This window comes from Pseudomonas sp. X4 (assembly GCF_040784925.1).
Taxonomy (GTDB): Bacteria; Pseudomonadota; Gammaproteobacteria; order Pseudomonadales; family Pseudomonadaceae; genus Aquipseudomonas; species Aquipseudomonas putida_Z.
Genome location: NZ_CP160798.1, coordinates 4,754,103 through 4,775,158, shown reverse-complemented (window position 1 = coordinate 4,775,158; position 21,056 = coordinate 4,754,103). Strand labels below are relative to the sequence as shown.

At 62.8% G+C, this 21,056-nt stretch carries 20 protein-coding genes and 4 pseudogenes; 20 read left to right on the top strand and 4 right to left on the bottom strand.

Features of this window, described 5'->3' with window-relative positions:
* Positions 1-9: 9 nt before the first annotated feature.
* The 11 genes and pseudogenes from ABX298_RS21380 (at position 10) to sfnR (ending at position 8,473) form a co-directional block, all read left to right on the top strand.
* Positions 10-438 carry an NTF2 fold immunity protein gene (locus ABX298_RS21380; protein ID WP_367393595.1) on the top strand — a complete coding sequence of 143 codons (429 nt, stop codon included), beginning with the start codon at positions 10-12 and terminating at the stop codon, positions 436-438.
* 42 nt (positions 439-480) lie between these two features.
* The gene (locus ABX298_RS21375) at positions 481-744 is read left to right on the top strand and encodes a PAAR domain-containing protein (RefSeq protein ID WP_317410227.1); all 264 of its coding nucleotides are present in this window, start codon (positions 481-483) and stop codon (positions 742-744) included.
* Positions 745-791: 47 nt separating this feature from the next.
* A complete protein-coding gene (locus ABX298_RS21370; RefSeq protein WP_317410228.1) occupies positions 792-1,007 on the top strand; it encodes a hypothetical protein in 216 nt (71 codons plus the stop codon).
* Entirely contained in the window at positions 1,004-1,723 is a 720-nt protein-coding gene (locus tag ABX298_RS21365; protein ID WP_317410229.1) for a hypothetical protein, read from the top strand. The genes ABX298_RS21370 and ABX298_RS21365 overlap by 4 nt, the downstream gene beginning before the upstream one ends.
* A 51-nt stretch (positions 1,724-1,774) precedes the next feature.
* A pseudogene (locus tag ABX298_RS21360) lies at positions 1,775-2,004 on the top strand (PAAR domain-containing protein).
* Positions 2,005-2,225: 221 nt separating this feature from the next.
* Positions 2,226-2,636 (top strand): hypothetical protein, encoded by a 411-nt coding sequence (locus ABX298_RS21355; protein ID WP_157896953.1) that lies wholly within the window; start codon positions 2,226-2,228, stop codon positions 2,634-2,636.
* A 99-nt stretch (positions 2,637-2,735) separates the two neighbouring features.
* Complete coding sequence (locus ABX298_RS21350) at positions 2,736-2,999, top strand: PAAR domain-containing protein (protein WP_075044906.1); 264 nt, start codon at positions 2,736-2,738, stop codon at positions 2,997-2,999.
* A 312-nt stretch (positions 3,000-3,311) separates the two neighbouring features.
* Positions 3,312-5,207 carry a penicillin-binding protein 2 gene (gene mrdA / locus ABX298_RS21345; protein WP_025338725.1) on the top strand — a complete coding sequence of 632 codons (1,896 nt, stop codon included), beginning with the start codon at positions 3,312-3,314 and terminating at the stop codon, positions 5,205-5,207.
* Positions 5,208-5,605: 398 nt separating this feature from the next.
* Positions 5,606-6,166: an FMN reductase gene (gene msuE, locus ABX298_RS21340; protein WP_025338724.1), complete on the top strand. Its 561-nt coding sequence runs from the start codon at positions 5,606-5,608 to the stop codon at positions 6,164-6,166.
* 9 nt (positions 6,167-6,175) lie between these two features.
* A complete protein-coding gene (locus ABX298_RS21335; protein ID WP_137163644.1) occupies positions 6,176-7,363 on the top strand; it encodes an acyl-CoA dehydrogenase family protein in 1,188 nt (395 codons plus the stop codon).
* Positions 7,364-7,372: 9 nt separating this feature from the next.
* Positions 7,373-8,473: a sigma54-dependent transcriptional activator SfnR gene (gene sfnR, locus ABX298_RS21330; RefSeq protein WP_025338722.1), complete on the top strand. Its 1,101-nt coding sequence runs from the start codon at positions 7,373-7,375 to the stop codon at positions 8,471-8,473.
* 342 nt (positions 8,474-8,815) lie between these two features.
* Here sfnR and ABX298_RS21325 read toward each other — a convergent pair.
* Both ABX298_RS21325 and ABX298_RS21320 read right to left on the bottom strand, forming a co-directional pair.
* A pseudogene (locus ABX298_RS21325) lies at positions 8,816-9,133 on the bottom strand (hypothetical protein); the annotation flags it as partial.
* Between the two features lie 256 nt (positions 9,134-9,389).
* A pseudogene (locus ABX298_RS21320) lies at positions 9,390-9,494 on the bottom strand (glutathione S-transferase); the annotation flags it as partial.
* Positions 9,495-9,873: 379 nt separating this feature from the next.
* Here ABX298_RS21320 and ABX298_RS21315 point away from each other — a divergent pair.
* Positions 9,874-10,191, top strand: coding sequence for a DUF2388 domain-containing protein (locus ABX298_RS21315; RefSeq protein ID WP_003260922.1), 318 nt, complete (start codon positions 9,874-9,876; stop codon positions 10,189-10,191).
* Between the two features lie 127 nt (positions 10,192-10,318).
* Here ABX298_RS21315 and glcC read toward each other — a convergent pair whose 3' ends face one another.
* Positions 10,319-11,083, bottom strand: coding sequence for a transcriptional regulator GlcC (gene glcC / locus ABX298_RS21310; RefSeq protein WP_084785154.1), 765 nt, complete (start codon positions 11,081-11,083; stop codon positions 10,319-10,321).
* Positions 11,084-11,278: 195 nt separating this feature from the next.
* On the opposite strand from glcC, the gene glcD reads away from it, so the two are divergent.
* The 5 genes from glcD to ABX298_RS21285 all read left to right on the top strand — a co-directional run bounded on the left by glcD (position 11,279) and on the right by ABX298_RS21285 (position 17,790).
* Complete coding sequence (gene glcD, locus ABX298_RS21305) at positions 11,279-12,778, top strand: glycolate oxidase subunit GlcD (RefSeq protein WP_367393594.1); 1,500 nt, start codon at positions 11,279-11,281, stop codon at positions 12,776-12,778.
* Positions 12,778-13,830 carry a glycolate oxidase subunit GlcE gene (gene glcE / locus ABX298_RS21300; protein WP_286101699.1) on the top strand — a complete coding sequence of 351 codons (1,053 nt, stop codon included), beginning with the start codon at positions 12,778-12,780 and terminating at the stop codon, positions 13,828-13,830. Before glcD ends, glcE begins: the two co-directional genes overlap by 1 nt.
* A 9-nt stretch (positions 13,831-13,839) precedes the next feature.
* A complete protein-coding gene (glcF, locus tag ABX298_RS21295; protein WP_286101698.1) occupies positions 13,840-15,075 on the top strand; it encodes a glycolate oxidase subunit GlcF in 1,236 nt (411 codons plus the stop codon).
* Complete coding sequence (locus ABX298_RS21290; protein WP_046615201.1) at positions 15,068-15,466, top strand: heme-binding protein; 399 nt, start codon at positions 15,068-15,070, stop codon at positions 15,464-15,466. The genes glcF and ABX298_RS21290 overlap by 8 nt, the downstream gene beginning before the upstream one ends.
* 152 nt (positions 15,467-15,618) lie before the next feature.
* Positions 15,619-17,790, top strand: a complete 2,172-nt coding sequence (locus ABX298_RS21285; RefSeq protein ID WP_367393593.1) for a malate synthase G — start codon at positions 15,619-15,621, stop codon at positions 17,788-17,790.
* 110 nt (positions 17,791-17,900) lie between these two features.
* Here ABX298_RS21285 and ABX298_RS21280 read toward each other — a convergent pair whose 3' ends face one another.
* Complete coding sequence (locus ABX298_RS21280) at positions 17,901-18,482, bottom strand: flavin reductase family protein (RefSeq protein WP_367393592.1); 582 nt, start codon at positions 18,480-18,482, stop codon at positions 17,901-17,903.
* Positions 18,483-18,679: 197 nt separating this feature from the next.
* Between ABX298_RS21280 and ABX298_RS21275 the strand changes: the two genes are divergently transcribed.
* From ABX298_RS21275 to ABX298_RS21265, 3 genes and pseudogenes are all read left to right on the top strand, one after another.
* On the top strand, positions 18,680-19,018 hold the full coding sequence (locus ABX298_RS21275; protein ID WP_238066505.1) for a hypothetical protein: 339 nt from the start codon (positions 18,680-18,682) through the stop codon (positions 19,016-19,018).
* 263 nt (positions 19,019-19,281) lie between these two features.
* A pseudogene (locus ABX298_RS21270) lies at positions 19,282-19,638 on the top strand (GntR family transcriptional regulator); the annotation flags it as partial.
* 45 nt (positions 19,639-19,683) lie between these two features.
* Positions 19,684-21,035 (top strand): IS3 family transposase gene (locus ABX298_RS21265; RefSeq protein WP_237140941.1). Its coding sequence is split into 2 segments (ribosomal slippage): positions 19,684-20,161 and positions 20,161-21,035, totalling 1,353 coding nucleotides; the frame shifts between segments, so codons are not numbered across the junction.
* Positions 21,036-21,056 lie beyond the last annotated feature (21 nt).

The window sequence follows — 21,056 nt, the reverse complement described above, 5'->3', positions numbered from 1 at the left end:
AGGAAAAACATGACTCCTACTGAAAAATTACAGCAATTTATAACATCCATGCTCGAATGGGAGACCACACTAGACAAGCTAAAAAAAACCAAAGAATACAATGACGACCCAGAAGTGCGCAACAACATACTGCAATCCAAAAGAAGCGAGCTATTTGAAATATTCACTAACTCCCTGACTTCGCGCGCCTTTAAAAACATTGCAAAAGGTCGACTAGACATATTGGCCACAGCACGCCCCCCGGAGTACGCTCAAGAAATACTAGAGAACACATTAGAAACTGATGATCGTACAACTCTAATTTGCACGCACAATAAGAAATCTATCCTACCCTATCGACGATACACACTAATAACAAAAAATGAGGACACAAGGATCGACAAGGTCGAAGGACGGATCAGCGCAAACGAAGAATGGCATAACGTCAAGAGTATATAGCCAAAGTCATGCCGAGCGAATTCCAACGTAAGGATTATTCATATGCAGCTAATCGTTAGACTTGGAGACACAACCGACCATGGTGGAATAGTCATGGAATCTATCCCACACACAAACCTCAACGGCACGCCTATGGCCGGTAAAGGCAACATGGTTTTCTGTCCTTTATGCAAAGGAGAATTCCCAATCATCGAGGGCAGTGATACCTACCGCGTCAACGGAGTTCCTGTCGCACTCGATGGTATGAAAACCGCGTGCGGCGCCAGCTTGATCGCCAGCGCATCACGCGGCAGCGTGCATCGCTGAGTCACCCAGGCCAAGTGGAGCTGGCGAACAAGAGACATCCCAGAAGTATGTCTGTTGCCGCCGCTCCCGACCTAGAATTGAGAGCTGATACCTACAACAGCGACAACCTGCCTATCGCCATCACCGACGCCAACGGCGGTGAGAAGAAGTGGCCTATAACCCTGATGGCGAGCGGATCTTGGCAGGGTCACAAAAAAGCAGCAACCGATATAAAAACAGGCACACTCGAAATCCCATCCAGCCCCGAAAGGCAGCAACAATGAATGCGACTTTTGATGACCTCATTTTAATACTGAGCACTGATAGCTTTTGTGGCGAAATACTTGACACAACGACAAAGCACGAATCTCTAAAAATCAGAGAAATAGCGCGAAAAATCGTCAAAACAATCATTAACGGTGGCGACAATTATTACATGTGCGCGGATTTTTCCTGCCACCGTATAAAGAAAACTGAAAAAGATTTTTTTGAACTCGCCCAAAAAAGCAACATCCCCAAGCAAACGCTAGAAAAGATAGATAACCTTCACAAAGTCCTTAAGAGTAATTCCGACGAGACAAACACCGCCTCATATGTCATCAACTCAATAGCAAGCCGGCTCTACTGGCTTGTGATCGACGAATTCAACACACCGATCACACCAGAGCTTTTGGAGCTAATTCCTGAAATCGAACCACTCGGATTGGACGTAAAACATTCCGCATGTGAATGGCGAGATGTTTGGTTAGAAAGCCAGTCCGATTGGGATAATTATATAATGTCACTAATGGACGGCATAGACGAAGCCCCATACCTTACCTTCACAAAATTGAAAAGAAATTTAGCTCCGCTAGATTTTCTCCGCAAATGGAACACCCATCTCGGCCCGAAGAAATTTTCACACATCAAGAATTTCATTAACACCGAGGCGCATCATGAACTTGACAAAAAAAATGCACGCGCAGCCGAAAAGATAGACACACTAATTAATTCACTCTAAACAAAGGACCGAATCAAACAACACGCCAACAATACATAGACCTCAACCACAATGAAGAAAATAGTTCGACTTTACGACAAAACCGACCATAGAGGTATCGTGATTGGCTCCATAGACAGTACAGGCCTTAACGGCAAACCGATGGCCGGCAAACGTAACATGGTTTTTTTCCTCAATGCGAAGGCGAGTTGCCAATCATCGAGGGCAGCGACTCCTACCGCGTCAATAGCACTCCTGTCGCGCTTGACGGAATGAAGACCGGCCAGCGCATCACACGGTAGCGTCCATCGCTGAGTCAGCCAGGCTAAGTGGAGCAGGCGAATAAGGGACATTCCAGGAGTGTGCCTGCTGTCGCCGCTCCCGACCTAAAATTGAGAGCTGATCAGGCCCCCAAACATACGCCTGATCCGCATCGTGAATACCAACGGTATTGGGACCAGAAACAATAATCTAATTCGAGGCAAATCAAAAACCGCCAGGGACTATTAAGGAGATTTAACCGATGAATTTCACACCAGAGTGTCGGACCTATATCAACACCCATCTCTTTGAAAGACAAGATGAAGTTTTGAAAAAAATTGGAGAACTACTACCAGCAGGCCCTTCGAAAATCCACTGGGAGAACATTCCCAACAGAATTGAAATAGGCCACACCCAAAGGGACAGATTGATAGTCGAAATATTGGGCGCAGCATCAACCATAGAATTAAAAAATTCAGAAACCATAATAATTATCAACATAGATGATGCCTTTCCAGCAATCAGCACAACACTAGAAGAATGGCAGAAATTTGCAAAGGAACTCGATTACGCAAACACCATCTACGTAGACGAAAATAACTTAAAAATAATCCACTGGGATTTTTACAAAAATCTGTACGCGCTTAAATTACCCCGCAGAAGCGACCATTAAGTTTCGCAGTAGAACCAGCAAGAAAAAATAGATACCCCATAAACCGAATAGCTCACAAGCACGGAATACATACTTCAGCAGTACAGGAACTTAATCACAATGAACCAAATAGTTCGACTGGGCGACACAACCGACCACGGCGGAATAGTACTTGATGCCATTCCCCACACAAACCTCAACGGAAAACCATTGGCTGGCAAAGGCAGCATGGTATTTTGCCCACTCTGTAAAGGAGAATTCCCAATCATCGAGGGTAGCGACACCTACCGCGTCAACGGAGTTCCTGTCGCGCTCGACGGCATGAAAACCGCGTGCGGCGCCAGCTTGATCGCCAGCGCATCACACGGCAGCGTCCAGCGCTGAGTCAGCCAGGCCAAGTGGAGCAGGCGAACAAGAGATATCCCAGCAGTATGTCTGTTGCCGCCGCCCCCCACCAACGCACTGCCGCCATGAACAAATCTTCATTTTGCTGGCGAGCGCCCTGATTGCGGGCGTGGCAGCCCTCTTCGCTTCTGCAGCCGCAGGCCTTCACCTTGAGGGGGCTCACTACCTTGCGTAGCATCACCGCCCCCCGGGGCCGCTGCGCGGCCCATTCGCGGGCACGCCCGCTCCCACAGGCGCGTGCCCAAAGCGCTCACACCTCACCCAGCCACACCATCAGCAGACAGAACCCCGATGCCGCAACCCATACCCCTCAAGGACCACGAAAAGGAAAAGCACCTGGTCAACCGCCGGCTTCTGGCCTGCGCCGCCCTGGTCTTCAGCCTGGTCGCCGTCCTGGTGGGCCGGCTCTATGTGCTGCAGGTGCTGCAACACGACCAGCAGACCGCCGTATCGGAAAACAACCGCGTGCACGTGCTGCCCATCGCCCCCGAGCGCGGGCTGATCTACGACCGCAACGGCGTGGTGCTGGCCGACAACAAGCCCAGCTTCGACCTGACCATGACCCGCGAGCGGGCCGGCGGCGACACGGCCAAGGTGCTCGATACCCTGGCCCAGGTGCTGAGCCTGACCGACGACGACCGCAAGCAGTTCGACAAGGACCTGCGCCGTGGCCGCAAGCCGTTCGAACCGGTGACCCTGATGGTCGGCCTGAGCGAAGAGCAGATAGCCCTGGTGGCGGTGAACCAGTTCCGCCTGCCAGGCCTGGAGGTGGAACCACAGTTCATCCGCGAGTACCCGCTGGCCGAGCATTTCGCCCACTCGGTGGGCTATGTGGGGCGCATCAACGAGAAAGAGGCCAAGACCCTCGACAGCACCGAATACCGGGGCACCCAGTCGATCGGCAAGACCGGCATCGAGCACTTCTACGAAAGCCAGCTGCACGGTCATGTGGGCTACGAGGAGGTCGAGACCAACGCCCAGGGCCGGGTGATGCGTGTGCTCAACCACAAGGCCCCGACCCCGGGCCAGGACATCGTCCTGACCTTGGACGCCCACCTGCAACTGGCCGCGGAAAAGGCCCTGGGCGACCGCCGTGGCTCGGTGGTGGTGCTCGACCCGGCCAATGGCGACGTGCTGGCGATGGTCAGCAATCCCAGCTTCGACCCCAACCTGTTCGTCAAGGGCATCAGCTTCAAACAGTACGCCGCCCTGCGCGATTCCATCGACCGCCCGCTGTTCAACCGCGTGCTGCGCGGCCTGTATGCGCCGGGTTCGACGGTGAAGCCGGAGGTGGCCATCGCCGGCCTCGACAGCGGCGTGATCACCCCGGGCAGCCGGGTGTTCGACCCGGGCTACTACGAGCTGCCCAACTACGACCACAAGTACCGCAACTGGAACCGCAGCGGCGATGGCTGGGTGGATATGTACACCGCCATCATGCGTTCCAACGACACCTACTTCTATGACCTGGCGCACAAGCTGGGCATCGACCGCCTGCACGACTATATGGCCGAGTTCGGCCTGGGCCAGAAGGTGTCGCTGGACATGTTCGAGGAAGCGTCCGGGCTGATGCCGTCGGCCGAGTGGAAGCGCGCCACCCGGCGCCAGGCCTGGTTCCCGGGCGAGACGCTGATCCTTGGCATCGGCCAGGGCTACATGCAGGTCACCCCGCTACAGCTGGCCCAGGCCACCAGCCTGCTGGCGAGCAAGGGCGTGTGGCACCGCCCGCACCTGGCCATGACCGTGGGCGGCGATGCGCCGGTAGACCCCAACCCGATGCCCAATATCGTGCTGCACGACAGGCACGCCTGGGACCAGGTCAGCCAGGGCATGCAGATGGTCATGCACGACCCGCGCGGCATCGCCCGCGCAGCCGCGGCCGGTGCGCAATACCGGATTGCCGGCAAGAGCGGCACCGCGCAGGTAGTGGCGATCAAGCAGGGCGAACGCTACAACCGCGACAAGACCCTGGAGCGGCACCGCGACAATGCCCTGTTCGTCGGCTTTGCCCCGGCTGATCACCCGAGTGTGGTGGTGGCGGTGATGATCGAGAATGGTGAAGCTGGCGGGCGGGTGGCAGGGCCGGTGGTGCGGGAGGTGATGGATGCCTATCTGCTGGATGAGCAGGGGCATCTGAAGCCGGAGTATGCGGGTGGGGTAGTGCCTCGGAGCGTGCCGCACACTTGAGACTTCTGGGGCCGCTTCGCAGCCCTTTCGCGACGCAAGGCCGCTCCCACAGGTTCAGTGTTGCGTCACAGGCAGCGCAAATCCTGTGGGAGCGGCCTTGTGTCGCGATGGGGCGCGAAGCGGCCCCAGCACATGAAAATCAAAATAGGGAATAAGAATATAAAATCTTATTCCTTTTTCATCATTCCGTAATCCTCTATAAATCCCCCAACTGCACAGCCGCCAACACCTGGCCAACTGTCTGCAGCGCAACACACGATCAACAGGCAACGCCCACACGGCAACAGCGCCGCAACTATCCTAAAAGCGCTAACCAGTTGAAATAAAAGCACATTCAAACTCGGCACGACGATTGCTCAAGCAAAGTCCCCCGCTCAACCCGAAACGGAGACCTGCCCATGAGCACCCCACTGAACGTCGTAGCCCTGTCCGGCGGCACTGCCCGCCCTTCGCGCACCCTGGCCCTGACCGAGGCGATCCTCGCCGAACTGGCCCAGCACCTGCACATCAAGCCGCACCTGATCGAACTGGGCGAGATCGCCCGCCCGCTGGGCAGCGCCCTGTGGCGCAGCGAACTGCCCGAGGCCGTTGAACAGCAACTGCGCCTGGTGGAAAAAGCCGACCTGCTGGTGGTGACCACGCCGGTGTACCGCGGCAGCTTCACTGGCCACTTCAAGCACCTGTTCGACCTGATCGGCCAGGACGCCCTGGTCGACACCCCGGTGCTGCTCGCCGCCACCGGCGGCAGCGAGCGCCACGCGCTGGTGCTCGACCACCAGCTGCGCCCACTGTTCAGCTTCCTGCAAGCCCTGACCCTGCCCATCGGCGTGTTCGCCAGCCAGGCGGAAATGGCCGACTACCGGGTGTCCAGCGCAGCCCTGGCCGCCCGTATCCGCCTGGCCGCCGAGCGCGCCGTGCCGCTGTTCGGCGCCCATCATGCGCTGCGCAAGAGCGCCTGAGGAGCGGCCATGAATGCACCTGTGAACACCCCCCGGCGCCCTGCCCTGGCCATCGCCCGCGAACTGGCCGGGCAGTTTGCCCAGACCGCCGTCGAGCGCGACGAGCGTGGCGGCACGCCAAAAGCCGAGCGCGACGCCCTGCGTGACAGCGGCCTGCTGTCGCTGGTGATCCCTCAGGCCTTCGGCGGCCAGGGCGCCAACTGGCACGACACCTTCGCGGTGGTGCGCGAGTTCGCCCGGGTCGACAGCTCCATCGCCCACGTGTTCGGCTTCCATCACCTGATGCTGGCCACCGTGCGCCTGTTCTCGCGCCCGGACCAATGGCAACCGTGGTTCGAGCAGACCGCCCGCAAGCAGTGGTTCTGGGGCAATGCCTTGAACCCGCTGGACACCCGCACCGTGGTCAAGCACTTCGATGGCTGGTGCGAGTTTTCCGGCAAGAAAAGCTTCTGCTCCGGCGCCAGCGATTCGGAAATGCTCATCGCCTCGGCGGTGGACGAACGTGCCGGCGGCAAGCTGCTGATCGCCGCCATCCCCAGTGGCCGCACCGGCATCAGCCTGCACAGTGACTGGGACAACATCGGCCAGCGCCAGACCGACAGCGGCAGCGCCACCTTCGAGCGGGTACGGGTGGAGCACAACGAACTGCTGCTCGACCCAGGCCCCCTGAGCACGCCGTTCGCCGCCCTGCGCCCGCTGATTGCCCAGTTGCACTTCGCCAACCTGTTCCTCGGCATCGCCGAGGGGGCGTTCGAGGAGGCCCGCCAGTACACGCTCAAGGAAAGCCGGCCGTGGTTCCGCTCCAGCGCCGCCAGCAGCGCCGAAGACCCATACGTGTTGCGCCATTACGGCGAGTTCTGGGTCGGCCTGGAGAGCGTGCGCCTGCTGATCGAACGGGCCGCGCGCCAGCTCGATGCCGCCTGGGCCAGGGAGCACGCCCTCACGGCGCAAGAGCGCGGCGACCTGGCCCTGGCCATCGGCACCGCCAAGGTTGCCGCCAGCCGCCATGGCCTGGACATCTGCAACCGCCTGTTCGAGGTCACCGGCGCCCGCGCCACCCATGCTTCGCTACGCTTCGACCGGCACTGGCGCAACCTGCGCACGCAAACCCTGCACGACCCGGTGGACTACCGCATCCACGAACTCGGCGAGTGGGCCCTCAACGACAAGCGCCCTGCCCCATCCTTCTATTCCTGAGGATTGCCCATGCAACTGCTGACCCTCCCCCCGTCCCCGACACTGGCCACCTCGATCCGGGCCACCGCACAGGTTTTCGAAGACCCCAGGTCGCAGGCGCTGCTCGCCCACCTGCAACAGGTCGCCCCCAGCGAGGCCAGCGTGCTGATCATCGGTGAAACCGGCACGGGCAAGGAGCTGGTCGCACGCCACATCCACAACCTCAGCGGCCGGCGCAACGGCCCGTTCGTCGCGGTCAACTGCGGTGCCTTTTCCGAATCGCTGGTCGAGGCGGAGCTGTTCGGCCATGAAAAAGGCGCCTTCACCGGTGCCTTGGCGGCCAAGGCCGGCTGGTTCGAGGAGGCCAACGGCGGCACGCTGTTTCTCGATGAAATCGGCGACCTGCCGTTGCCGATCCAGGTCAAGCTGCTGCGCGTGCTGCAGGAGCGCGAAGTGGTGCGGCTGGGGTCGCGCAAGAGCATCCCGATCAATGTGCGGGTACTGGCGGCGACCAACGTGCAGCTGGAAAAGGCCATCAACGCCGGGCATTTTCGCGAAGACCTGTACTACCGGCTGAACGTGGTGACCTTGCAGTTGCACCCGTTGCGCGACCGCCCGGGCGACATCCTGCCGCTGGCCCGGCACTTCATCCGCAGCTACAGCGACCGGCTGGGCTACGGGCCGGTGGAGCTGAGCGCCAAGGCCCAGGCCAAGCTGGTGGAATACAGTTGGCCGGGCAACATCCGCGAGCTGGAGAACGTGATTCACCACAGCTTGCTGACCTGCGGCGACGGTACGGTGCAGGCGCAAGACCTGCGCTTGTCCAACCTGCGTATCGAACGGCAGGAGGAAGAGCCTGCGGGCAATGGTGTTGAGGATCTGCTGCAGCGGGCGTTCAGCCGCTTGTTCGAAGAGCAGTCGGGTGACCTGTACGAGAAGGTGGAAAATGCCCTGCTGCGGTCGGCGTATCGGTTCTGCCATTACAACCAGGTGCATACCGCGCAGTTGCTGGGGTTGTCGCGCAACATCACCCGTACCCGGCTGATTGCGATCGGCGAGTTGGTGGTGAACAAAAGGCGGGGGCAGGAGCAGCAGGTGCTGGATAACCGGGTGGTGCGGTTGTCGATCTGAATGCTTGTAAACCTGTGCCGGCCCTTTCGCGGGTAAACCCGCTCCCACAGGGGCCGCGCCAAGCTTGAGATCGGCACAGTACCTGTGGGAGCGGGTTTACCCGCGAAAGGGCCGGCACAGACACCCAAATTGCTAGTTCCGGTCGCCTCCGCGATCATCCCCAACATCATGGTCAGCCCCATCATCAGCGCCATGCCCTACACCGTGGGGCTCGCCCACGTCGTGATTCGCTTCGTGATTCGCCTCATGATTGGCTTCGTGGTTGGCCTCGTGGTCGGCGCCATCATCAGCACCATTGCGCCCGCGGCCATCATGCCCTGGGCCGCCATGCCCACCACCATCGCCACTATGCCCGCTGCCACTGCCGCCGTGGCCACCACCCGAGCCACCGCCGCCGCTACCACCACCTCCACCGCCATGACCACCGCCGCCGCCACCATGGCCACCGCCGCCACCGCTACCACCACCTCCGCCGCCATGGCCACCACCACCGCCGCTGCCTCCGCCACCACCACCGTGACCACCACCGCCTCCGCCTCCGCCACCACCATCTTTCGCATATGCGCTGGAGGTACCGCCAATGGAGTCCGGCACCAACACGGCCGAAGCCGACAACACTGCACCGATAGCCAAAGCCAACAAGCATTTCCTGAGCATCATGAGCCTCCGCTTGGAGTAGCACCGGGTTGCACTACGCACCCTGTGATTTCCGGCCCCCCATGGGGCGACCTGCTAACCAGCGCGGCCTTCCATCTGCAGCAGTTGAACGAGATCCATCTGGGCCTGCTGGCCATATATTTCAGAATGTTTCTTGATTTTTTGAGCGTAGCCACACCGCTTCGCTTGTCACCGACCGGTCATCAGAATGGCTGGCTCACCAAAGGCCGCTGCACCATGGCCTGGCGAGCCGGGTTGCTCAGGAGGCCGCGCGGGGCATCAGATGATACGGGTGCTTCCACCCTGGCAACGCCTGGATTCGCGCCTTCCATGCCTCGATGTGGGTGAACTGCGCCAACCAGATCACGCCTGGCCCGACAGGGTCAATGCGCGCAGCCAGAACATCTTATTCCCCGTCCCTCCCGTCATAGTCCCCACCCGGACGCCAGCCTCGCGCCGCGCACCGGGGGCGGAGCGAGGCGCGCTGGGTGGTGCTCGGGGAAGGCTTCGCCGGCCTTGCCGCCGCGCGGCAACTGGCCCTATCGCCGGCAAGCCAGCCCCCACAGGTACTGCACAGGCCTCAAGGGCAGCGCGGTCGATGTGGGAGCTGGCTTGCCGGCGATGGGCTGCGCAGCAGCCCCGGCAATCTCCAGCGTTGAACAAGGGAACTACCACCCCACCTGCGCTTTCTTAAACACTGAGTGGTTCAATTACTTGGGCTTCATGCTACTGGAGATCACACCATGCGCCACCTACTCCTCGCCCCTGCGCTGCTGCTCCTGCTGCCTGCCGGTGCTGCCCTGGCTGACGTCGACGCAGGCGACGTCGCAACCTCGGCCGGTGTTTCCGCCTCGCTTTACTCGACCTTCAAGGACGACAAACGGATCATCCCGGCGCGTGACGAGCTTTCGGCCTACGTCGCCAGCGGTGGTGCAATCCGTGGCGCCTATGTGGAGTCGGCGCTGGAACAAGCCCGCAAGGACAACCCAGGCCTGCAGGCCAATGATGAAGAGCTGGCCCGGGCCCTCCTCTCGCAGGATGACCGCATAGCCGATCATTGATTGAGGTAATCCTGCACCGGCCTCTTCGCGGGCTTGCCCGCTCCCACAAGTACTGCACAGGCATCAGACCCGGTGCAGTCCCTGTGGGAGCGGGCAAGCCCGCGAAAGGGCCGGCACAGGCATACATTCACCCCCAGCCATCCATGCGCATGGTAGCCCTTACCAGCCGCTGCTCTTCCTGCTCGATCTCCCGCAAACTGTCGCGGATCCCGTTGATATGTTCGCGCGCCGCGCGCTGCGCCTGCTCGGGCAGCTGCTCCATCACCGCGTGATACAACCGCGCATGCTGGCGGTCGATCTGGCGCTTCTGCGCTGGCCGGCAATACAGGTTGTTGACCGAGGCGAACACCGTGCTCAAGGTCAGGTCACTGAGCGATTGCAAGGTATGCACCAGCACCGGGTTGTGCGACGCCTCGCTGATCGCCCGGTGAAAGGCATGGTCGCGGCGGGCATGTTCACGGGCATCGATCGCTTCGGGGGCTTCGTGCGCAGCCAGCATTTCTTCATAGCGCCGACGGATCAGCAGACGGTCGACCTCGGTGGCCCGCAGCGCCGCCAGGCGCGCCGATTCGGCCTCCAGCAACGCCCGCACTTCCAGCAGGTCGAACAGCGTGCGCGGCTGCGAGCCGAACAGGTGCATCAACGGCGTGGCACCCGCATGGCCCGTCAGGTCGGCAACGAACGAGCCCCGCCCTTGCTCGGTGTCGATGATGCCGCGCCCGCGCAGGATGCGCAGGCCTTCACGCAGCGCCGAGCGCGAACAGCCCAGCTTGTCCACCAGGCGCCGCTCCGACGGCAGGGCCTGGCCCACCTTGAGCACGCCTTCGACGATCAGCCGCTCGACCCGTTCGGCCACCTGGTCGGCGACCTTGGCCTTGCCTTCAGTACCCACTGCGTACCCTCCTGCTGGTAGGACCACTTCGACCACCTGCCTCAATCTAGCCAGGCAAAGCCGTCAATAACCAGTACCCGTCGCAAAAACTGGTAGGACCAGTTCACCCCGTACTCGACCCGGGCGGCGGCCACGCGCAGGCTGCAAGGGTGAGCGCTTTGCCAACAACAACAAAAACCGTTGCCGAGTGAGCCGATGAATATCCTGTACGACGAACGCGTCGATGGCGCGCTGCCCGACGTGGACCAGGCGGCGCTGCTGCAGGCGCTGCGCGCTGCCCTGCCGGACCTCGAGATCCTGCACCGCGAGGAAGACCTCAAGCCCTATGAATGCGACGGCCTCTCGGCCTACCGCACGGTGCCGCTGCTGGTGGTGCTGCCCGAGCGCCTGGAGCAGGTGCAGGCGCTGCTCAGGCTTTGCCACCAGCGTGGCGTGCCGGTGGTGGCACGCGGCGCCGGTACCGGCCTGTCGGGCGGCGCCCTGCCACTGGCCAAAGGCATCCTGCTGGTGATGGCGCGGTTCAACCGCATTCTCGAAGTCAACCTGCAGGGCCGCTTCGCCCGTGTGCAGCCCGGCGTGCGCAACCTGGCCATCTCCCAGGCGGCCGCGCCCCATGGCCTGTACTACGCGCCGGACCCGTCCTCGCAGATTGCCTGCTCCATCGGCGGCAATGTCGCCGAGAACGCCGGTGGCGTGCACTGCCTCAAGTACGGCCTGACCGTGCACAACCTGCTCAAGGTGGAAATCCTCACGGTCGAGGGCGAACGCCTGACCCTCGGCAGCGATGCCCTGGACAGCCCCGGTTTCGACCTGCTGGCACTGTTCACCGGCTCCGAAGGCATGCTCGGCATCGTCACCGAAGTCACCGTCAAGCTGCTGCCCAAGCCCCAGGTGGCGCGGGTGCTGCTGGCCAGCTTCGACAGCGTCGAGGACGCCGGCCGGGCAGTGGCCGAGATCATCGCTGCCGGGATCATCCCCGGCGGCCTGGAGATGATGGACAACCTGGCGATCCGCGCCGCCGAGGACTTCATCCATGCCGGTTACCCGGTGGACGCGGCGGCCATCCTGCTGTGCGAGCTGGATGGCGTCGAGGCCGATGTGCATGACGACTGCGAACGGGTCGCCGCCGTGCTGGCCCAGGCTGGCGCGCGTGAAGTGCGGCTGGCCTGCGACGAGGCCGAGCGCGTGCGCTTCTGGGCCGGGCGCAAGAACGCCTTCCCGGCGGTGGGGCGAATCTCCCCGGACTACTACTGCATGGACGGCACCATTCCGCGCCGCGAACTGCCACGGGTGCTCAAGGGCATCAGCGAACTGTCCGACGAATACGGCCTGCGCGTGGCCAACGTGTTCCACGCCGGCGACGGCAACATGCACCCGCTGATCCTGTTCGATGCCAACCTGCCAGGCGAGCTGGAACGTGCCGAAGCCATCGGCGGCAAGATCCTCGAACTGTGCGTGGCCGTGGGCGGCAGCATCACCGGCGAGCACGGTGTGGGGCGCGAGAAGATCAACCAGATGTGCGCACAGTTCAACAGCGACGAAATCACCCTGTTCCATGCGGTCAAGGCCGCCTTCGACCCACAGGGCCTGCTCAACCCCGGCAAGAACATCCCCACCCTGCACCGCTGCGCCGAATTCGGCGCCATGCACGTGCACCATGGGCAATTGCCCTTCCCCGAACTGGAGCGTTTCTGATGAGCATGGACCGCGACATCAGCCAGGCCCTGCTGGAGCAGGTCAACCAGGCGCTGAACCAGGCCACGCCGCTGCGTATCCAGGGCGGCAACAGCAAGGCCATGCTCGGCTGCCCGGTGACCGGCGAGGTGCTCGACACCCGCAGCCACCGCGGCATCGTCAGCTACGACCCGACCGAACTGGTGCTGACTGCCCGCGCCGGCACGCCGCTGCGCGAGATCGAGGCGGCATTGCACGAAGCTGGCCAGATGCTGCCCTGTGAACCACCGCACCTGGGCCCAGACGCCACCCTGGGTGGCATGGTCGCGGCCGGGCTGTCCGGCCCAAGGCGGCCGTGGGCCGGGTCGGTGCGTGACTATGTGCTGGGCACGCGGGTGATCACCGGCCACGGCAAGCTGTTGCGCTTTGGTGGCGAAGTGATGAAGAACGTTGCCGGCTACGACGTGTCGCGGCTGATGGCGGGCAGCTTCGGCTGCCTCGGGCTGCTGACCGAGGTGTCGCTGAAAGTGCTGCCACGCCCGCGCCAGTGCCTCAGCCTGCGCCTGCCGATGGGCCGCCACCAGGCGCTGGCGGAGCTGGCTGAATGGGGCCAGCAGCCGCTGCCGATCAGCGCAGCCTGCCATGACGGCGACGCGCTGTACCTGCGCCTGGAAGGCGGCGAAGGCTCGGTGCAGTCGGCACGCCAGCGCCTGGGCGGCGAGGCACTGGACAGCTGCTTCTGGAGCGACCTGCGCGAGCAGCGCCTGGCGTTCTTTGCCGGCCCCGCGCCGCTGTGGCGCCTGTCCGTGCCCAACGCCACCGGCGAGCTGGAGCTGCCCGGCCAGCAGCTGATCGACTGGGGTGGCGCGCAGCGCTGGCTCAAGTCCACGGCACCGGCGCAAGAGATCCGCGAGCAGGTCGCCAAGGTCGGCGGCCACGCCACCTGCCATGCCCCTGGCGCTGCCAGCAGCCCACCGCTGCCCGCCGCGCTGATGCGCTACCACCGTGCGCTCAAGCAGCAACTCGACCCCCAGGGGGTGTTCAACCCTGGCCGCCTGTACCCGGACCTGTGAGGCCAGACCATGCAAACCAACCTGAGCGAAACCGCCCGGCAACTGGCCCGCGCCGACGAAGCCGAAAGCATCCTGCGCTCCTGCGTGCACTGTGGTTTCTGCACCGCCACGTGCCCCACCTACCAGCTGCTGGGCGATGAACTCGACGGCCCACGCGGGCGCATCTACCTGATCAAGCAGATGCTCGAAGGCGCGCCGATCACCGCCAGCACCCAGTTGCACCTGGATCGCTGCCTGACCTGCCGCAACTGTGAAACCACCTGCCCTTCCGGGGTGAAGTACCACGACCTGCTGGACATCGGCCGCGCCGTGGTCGAACAGCAGGTGCCACGCCCGCTCGGCCAGCGCCTGCTGCGCCAGGGCCTGCGTGCAGTGGTGCCACGCCCGGCGCTGTTCAAGGCCCTGACCCGCAGCGGCCAGGCCCTGCGCCCGCTGCTGCCGGCCACGCTCAAGCGCAAGCTGCCGGCGCGGGTCACCGCCCCCGGCCAACGCCCCGCACCGCGCCATGCGCGGCGGGTGCTGATGCTGGAAGGCTGCGTGCAACCGGCCCTGTCGCCCAACACCAATGCCGCCGCCGCACGCCTGCTGGACCGCCTGGGCATCAGCGTGGTGCCGATCCGGCAGGCCGGCTGCTGTGGCGCGGTGGACTATCACCTCAATGCCCAGGAACAAGGCCTGCAACGGGCGCGGCGCAATATCGATGCCTGGTGGCCAGCCATCGAAGCCGGCGCCGAGGCCATCGTGCAAACGGCCAGCGGCTGCGGCGCGTTCGTGCGTGACTACGGCCACCTGCTGGAAAAGGACCCGCGCTACGCCGCCAAGGCCGCACAGGTCAGCGCCCTGTCCCGCGACCTGGTGGAGGTGCTGCGCGACGAGCCGGTCGAGCAACTGGGCCTGTGCGCCGAACAGCGCCTGGCCTTCCATTGCCCATGCACCCTGCAGCACGCGCTGAAGCTGGGGGGTGCGGTGGAGGCGTTGCTGACACGCCTGGGCTTTACCTTGACCCCGGTACCGGACGGCCACCTGTGCTGCGGCTCGGCCGGCACCTATTCGCTGACCCAGCCCGAGCTGTCGCTACAGCTGCGCGACAACCGCCTCAACGCCCTGGAAAGCGGCAAACCGCAAGTCATCGCCACCGCCAACATCGGCTGCCAGGCCCACCTCGACGGGGCCGGGCGCACACCGGTGCGGCACTGGATCGAAATCGTCGAAGCAGCCTTGAACCCGGAGAACCACCATGCATAGCAAGTCCGTGATCGGCCAGGCCGAAGTCACCCGCGTGCTGACCGCCGCCCGCCAGCAAGCCCAGGCGCAACAATGGAACGTGACCATTGCCGTGGTCGACGACGGCGGCCACCCGCTGGCCCTGGAGCGCCTGGACGGCTGCGCGCCGGCCAGCGCCTACATCGCGATGGAAAAGGCTCGCACAGCCGCGCTGGGGCGCAAGGAGACGCGGGATTACGAGGAGATGGTCAATGGTGGCCGTACCGCTTTCGTCACCGCGCCGCTGCTGACCAGCCTGGAAGGTGGCGTGCCGCTGCGGGTGGATGGGCAGGTGGTGGGGGCGATCGGCGTGTCCGGGGTCAAGGCCGAGCAGGATGCCCAGGTGGCCAAGGCCGGGGCGGCTGCTCTCTGAATCCTGTGCCGGCCTCTTCGCGGGTAAACCCGCTCCCACAGGAGCTGCACAGGCCTCAGGCCTTGTGAAAGCCCTGTGGGAGCGGGTTCACCCGCGAAAGGGCCGGCAAAAGCAACATTTACCCAGAAGACTGAACATCGAGCGAACAGACAATGCCAAACCATCCACTCCAGATCGCCCCCATCCTGCAGCGCTTCATCGAAGACGAAGCCCTCCCCGGCACCGGCATCGAAGCCCGCACCTTCTGGCAAGGCTTCAGCACCCTGATCCACGACCTCGCACCACAAAACCGCGCCCTGCTCGCCGAACGCGAGCGCCTGCAAGCAGCACTGGACAACTGGCACCGCCAGCACCCCGGCCCGATCCGTGACATGGCCGCCTACCAGCACTTCCTGCAAGGCATCGGCTACCTTGTGGAGCCCCCGGCAAGCGTGCAGGTCAGCACCCGCAACGTCGACCGCGAGATCGCCGTGCAGGCCGGCCCGCAACTGGTGGTGCCACTGAGCAACGCCCGCTACGCCCTCAACGCCGCCAACGCCCGCTGGGGCTCGCTGTACGATGCCCTGTACGGCACCGATGCCATCGCCGAAACCGATGGCGCCGAACGTGGCCAGGGCTACAACCCGCGACGCGGCGCCAGGGTGATCGCCTATGGCCGGCAGTTCCTCGACACCGCTGCCCCGCTCGACGGTGCGTCGCACAACGACGCCAAGGCCTACGCGATCAGCCAGGGCACGCTGCAGGTGACCCTGGCCGATGGCCGCCAGGTGGGCCTCATGCACCCCGCGCAACTGCGTGGCTACCAAGGTGAGCCGAACACGCCAACAGCGATCCTGTTGCAGCATCACCAGCTGCATTTCGAAATCCAGGTCGACCCGGCCAACGCCATCGGCCGGCAGGACCCGGCCGGGGTCAAGGACATCCTGCTGGAGGCCGCGCTCACCACCATCATCGACTGCGAAGACTCGGTAGCCGCCGTGGATGCCGACGACAAGGTCAACGTCTACCGCAACTGGCTCGGCCTGATGAAGGGTGACCTCAGCGAGCAGGTCAGCAAGGGCGGCAAAACCTTCGCACGCACCCTGGCCGAAGACCGCCACTACCACGGCGCAGACGGCCGGCCACTGACCCTGCCGGGCCGCTCGCTGCTGTTCATCCGCAACGTCGGCCACCTGATGACCAACCCGGCCATCCACGACCGTGATGGCCGGGAAATCCCGGAAGGCATCCTCGATGCCGTGGTCACCAGCCTGATCGGCCTGCATGACCTCAAGCGCCGCGGCAATTCCCGCGAGGGCAGCCTGTACATCGTCAAGCCGAAGATGCACGGGCCGGCCGAGGTGGCCTTTGCCGACCAGCTGTTCGGCCGCGTCGAAGCCCTGTTGGGCCTGCCCGCACATACGCTGAAGATGGGCATCATGGACGAGGAGCGGCGTACCAGCGTCAACCTGAAAGCCTGCATCGCCGGCGCCGCGTCACGGGTGGTGTTCATCAACACCGGCTTCCTAGACCGCACCGGTGACGAGATGCACACGGCCATGGAAGCCGGCGCCATGCTGCGCAAGGGTGACATGAAAGGCAGTGCCTGGATCCAGGCCTACGAGCGCAGCAACGTACTGGTGGGGCTGGCCTGTGGCCTGCGCGGCAAGGCGCAGATCGGCAAGGGCATGTGGGCCATGCCCGACCTGATGGCGGCCATGCTCGAACAGAAAGTCGCCCAGCCCAGGGCCGGCGCCAACACCGCCTGGGTGCCCTCGCCCACAGCCGCGACGCTGCATGCGCTGCACTACCACCAGGTGGATGTGGCGGCCGTGCAGCAAACGCTGGAACAGGTTGACCTGAATGCCCAGCGCGCCGAGTTGCTGCATGACCTGCTCAGTGTCCCGGTCAGCCCCGAGCGGCCCTGGAGCGCAGCCGACATCCAGGCCGAACTGGACAACAACTGCCAGGGTATCCTCGGTTACGTGGTGCGCTGGGTCGAGCAAGGGGTCGGCTGTTCCAAGGTGCCGGATATCCATGATGTGGGCCTGATGGAAGACCGCGCGACCCTGCGGATTTCGGCGCAGCACATTGCCAACTGGCTGCACCACGGGGTGGTCGATGCCGATCAGGTCGAGGCGACCTTGCAACGCATGGCCCGCGTGGTCGACCAGCAGAATGCCGGGGACCCGGCGTACCGGCCGATGGCCGCCGGTTTTGAGACATCGCATGCCTTCCGCGCTGCACGGGAGCTGGTGTTCAAGGGCCGGCAGCAGCCCAGTGGCTATACCGAACCGTTGCTGCATGGCTGGCGCTTGCGCTTCAAGCAGGAAGTCGGGCGCTGATGCGGCCCGATCGCCGGCAAGCCAGCTCCCACAGGGACTGCACAGGCTTCAGGCCTGGTGTGATACCTGTGGGAGCTGGCTTGCCGGCGATGAGGCCGGGACAGGTGTAATCAACTTTGCGAATCGACCACCACCGGCTCGCCTATCGCATAAAAATGCCCACCCGCCACGTAGTGCAAACTGCGCCACTGCGGGTCGGCATTCTCGTAGGCCCAGTGGCCATCGCGGAACACCCGGTCATCGGCCCAGGCCGCCACCACCTCGCCAATGAACAGGTCATAAGTGGTCTGGTTGTGCGGCTCGTCGATCACCCGGCACATCAACCAGGCCGAACAGCCCTCCACCAACGGCGCCGCATGCCCCTCGACCCGCGCCAGCTGCACACCAATGCTGGCGAGCTTGTCGGGCTGGTCGAACAGGCTGCGGGTACCCACCTGATGGGTCAGCTGCGCCTGCGCCGCGGTGGGCACCTGGATCACGAACCAGCCACTGCCCTCCACCAGCTGCCGGGTGCGGGCGGTCTTGTCGAGTACCACGGTCACCTTGGGTGGGTCGAAATCCAGCGCACAGGCCCAGGCGGCCGCCATCACATTGTCCACCCCTTCGTGGCTGGCCGACACCAGCACCGTCGGGCCGTGGTTCAGCAGGCGATAGGCCTTTTTCAGGTCGACGGCTTGGAAATGGCTGTTCATGGCAATCCTCGGCAAGGCGGGTAGCGGGCGGCAAATTGTGCCGCAGGCGCCGTCCTCCCGCCAGCTTGGGGTGTCACTCCTGCATCTTCAGAATACTCCTACGCGTTGCTCGGATGCGTCCTACTTGTTGCCCCCTGCCCACTGAAAACATGATCGGCACTGGATGACGCAAGGTCGCGATCCAGAGGAGGTTCCGCATGCACCTGTACGCCCGCCCCACTGCCGAATTGCGCAGCACCCTGCGCGAACTGCTGGCCCATGACATGAACAACCCGGACGAAGACCCCCACCTGTCGGGGGTGATGTTCTTCTGCGCCACCGATGAACGCTCCCGCCAACTGATCGAGCGTATCGAGTTGCTGGCCAGCGAGTTGTTCTTCGACCCGAACGGGCGAGCCGTTACCGAGCACATGAAAGCGGCGGCGGTGGAAGGCGTGCGCATCAAGCGCAACCGCAAGGCGCCGGCGGACGAGACGGTGATACGTATCGCGCTGGCGAACAAGGGTTACATCACGGTGAGTACGGCACGCTTCTGACTACCGGCCGCTTGCCTGGGGGCTGCTCTGCAGCCCATCGCCGGCAAGCCAGCTCCCACCTCGACTGCACCGACCTCAAGCATTGTGCAGTACCTGTGGGATCTGGCTTGCCGGCGATGGGTCAGAACAGGCAGACCGCGAAGACCTCAAGCCATGCGCTATCCCTGTGGGAGCTGGCTTGCCGGCGATGGGCCGCAAAGCGGCCCCATGCCCTTCCCCGACCAATCCGCTATCCTGAGCACTTCCCCGCTCCGGACCGCTCCATGGAACTGCACATTCGCCTGGAAGGCCGCAAAGGCCTGGCCGACCAGCTTTACCAGCAACTGCGCGCCGGCATCGATAGCGGCCACCTGGCCGCGGGCACCCAACTGCCGCCAAGCCGTCTGCTGGCAGAGCAGCTGGGCGTGTCGCGCAAGACCGTGGCCGAGGCCTATTCCCGGCTGACCTACGACAACCTGCTGAGCGGCGTGGTCGGCCGGGGCACCTTCATCACCCCGCGCCAGCCGCTGCGCAGCAGCGAATCGACCGCGATTCCCCTGGCCGCTGCCGCGTCCCTCGAGCGCTGGCAGCAGCGCGCCACCGTGCTGAGCCAACGCCAGCTGGACGCTCCCTCGCGTTGGACTGCCCCCAAGAAGTTGGACACCAATCCAACCCTTGGGGGATCTATGGGTAAATACACAGAGCAGTTCAAGCTCACGGCTATCACCGCTTACCTAGAGGGCAGCCGGGGCTTTCGCAAGGTGGCACAACACTTTGGCATCGATTTCAGCCTGCTTCGGCGCTGGGTTGCTGGCTACCAAGCCGATGCCAGCCTCAGCCCTCGCTCGCATGGTCGCCGCTACACCGAGGAATTCAAGCGGCGGGTGCTCAAGTACATGCTTGAGCATCGCCTGTCCCTGCGCCAAACAGCGGCGCACTTTGACCTTGGACAGTCCTCACAGATAGGCATTTGGCTGCGGCAGCACTACAGTGGCAGTCCTGTAGCCACTCTCGCCAAACAAAGAAAATCAGCCGTGCCGAAGAAAATTAAGCCCATCAAGCCGACAGACACCAATGACGCAGAGAAATCTCGTGAGCAGTTGTTGAGCGAGCTCGAGTATCTGCGCATGGAGAATGATGTCCTAAAGGAGTTAAAGGCTCTGCGAGAGGAGAAGGAGCGAACACGGACGAAAAAGCCCTGATCGTCTGCAAATTCAGACATAAATATCCGCTGCCTGACCTCTTGCAGATGGTGGGGTTGGCACGCAGTACCTTTTATTACCAGGTCAAGTGCCAGCAAAAGCCGGACAGGCACGCCTCGCTCAAGGAATTGGTGCAGCGTGTCTATCACGAGGAGAAAGGGCTGTATGGCTACCGCCGCATTGCCCTTGCCATCAGGAATCAGGGGACCTTGGTCAACAAGAAGGTCATTGAACGGTTGATGGCTGAGCTTGGTTTGCAGTCCGTTGTACGCCCGAAGAAGTATCGATCCTATCGCGGCATTGTCGGCAAGGTGGCCATGAATTTGCTTGAGCGTAATTTCGTCGCGCAACGCCCCAACCAGAAGTGGGTGACCGATGTCACTGAGTTCAAAGTGGCCCAACAAAAGCTCTACCTGTCGCCCGTGATGGACTTGTACAACGGTGAGATCATCGCCTATGAAACAGCTTGCCGGCCTACCTATGGCTTGGTTGGGAACATGCTGGAAAAGGCGCTCGATGGGTTGGGTGAAAAGCCCAAGCTAGTGATCCACTCAGATCAGGGATGGCATTACCAGCAGCCCCAATACCGCCATAAGCTCGCAGCGCGCGGTGTGAAGCAGAGCATGTCTCGCAAGGGCAATTGTCTGGATAATGCAGCGATGGAAAGCTTCTTCGGCACACTGAAGTCAGAGTTCTTCTACCTGAAGCGCTTTGAAAGCGTCGAACAGCTGAAGGCGGGCCTGGAGGAGTACATCCATTACTACAACCATGACCGCATCAGGCTGAAACTCAATGGTCTGAGCCCTGTCAGCTACAGGACTCAGGCCACTGGCTAAAACTGTCCAACTTTTCGGGGG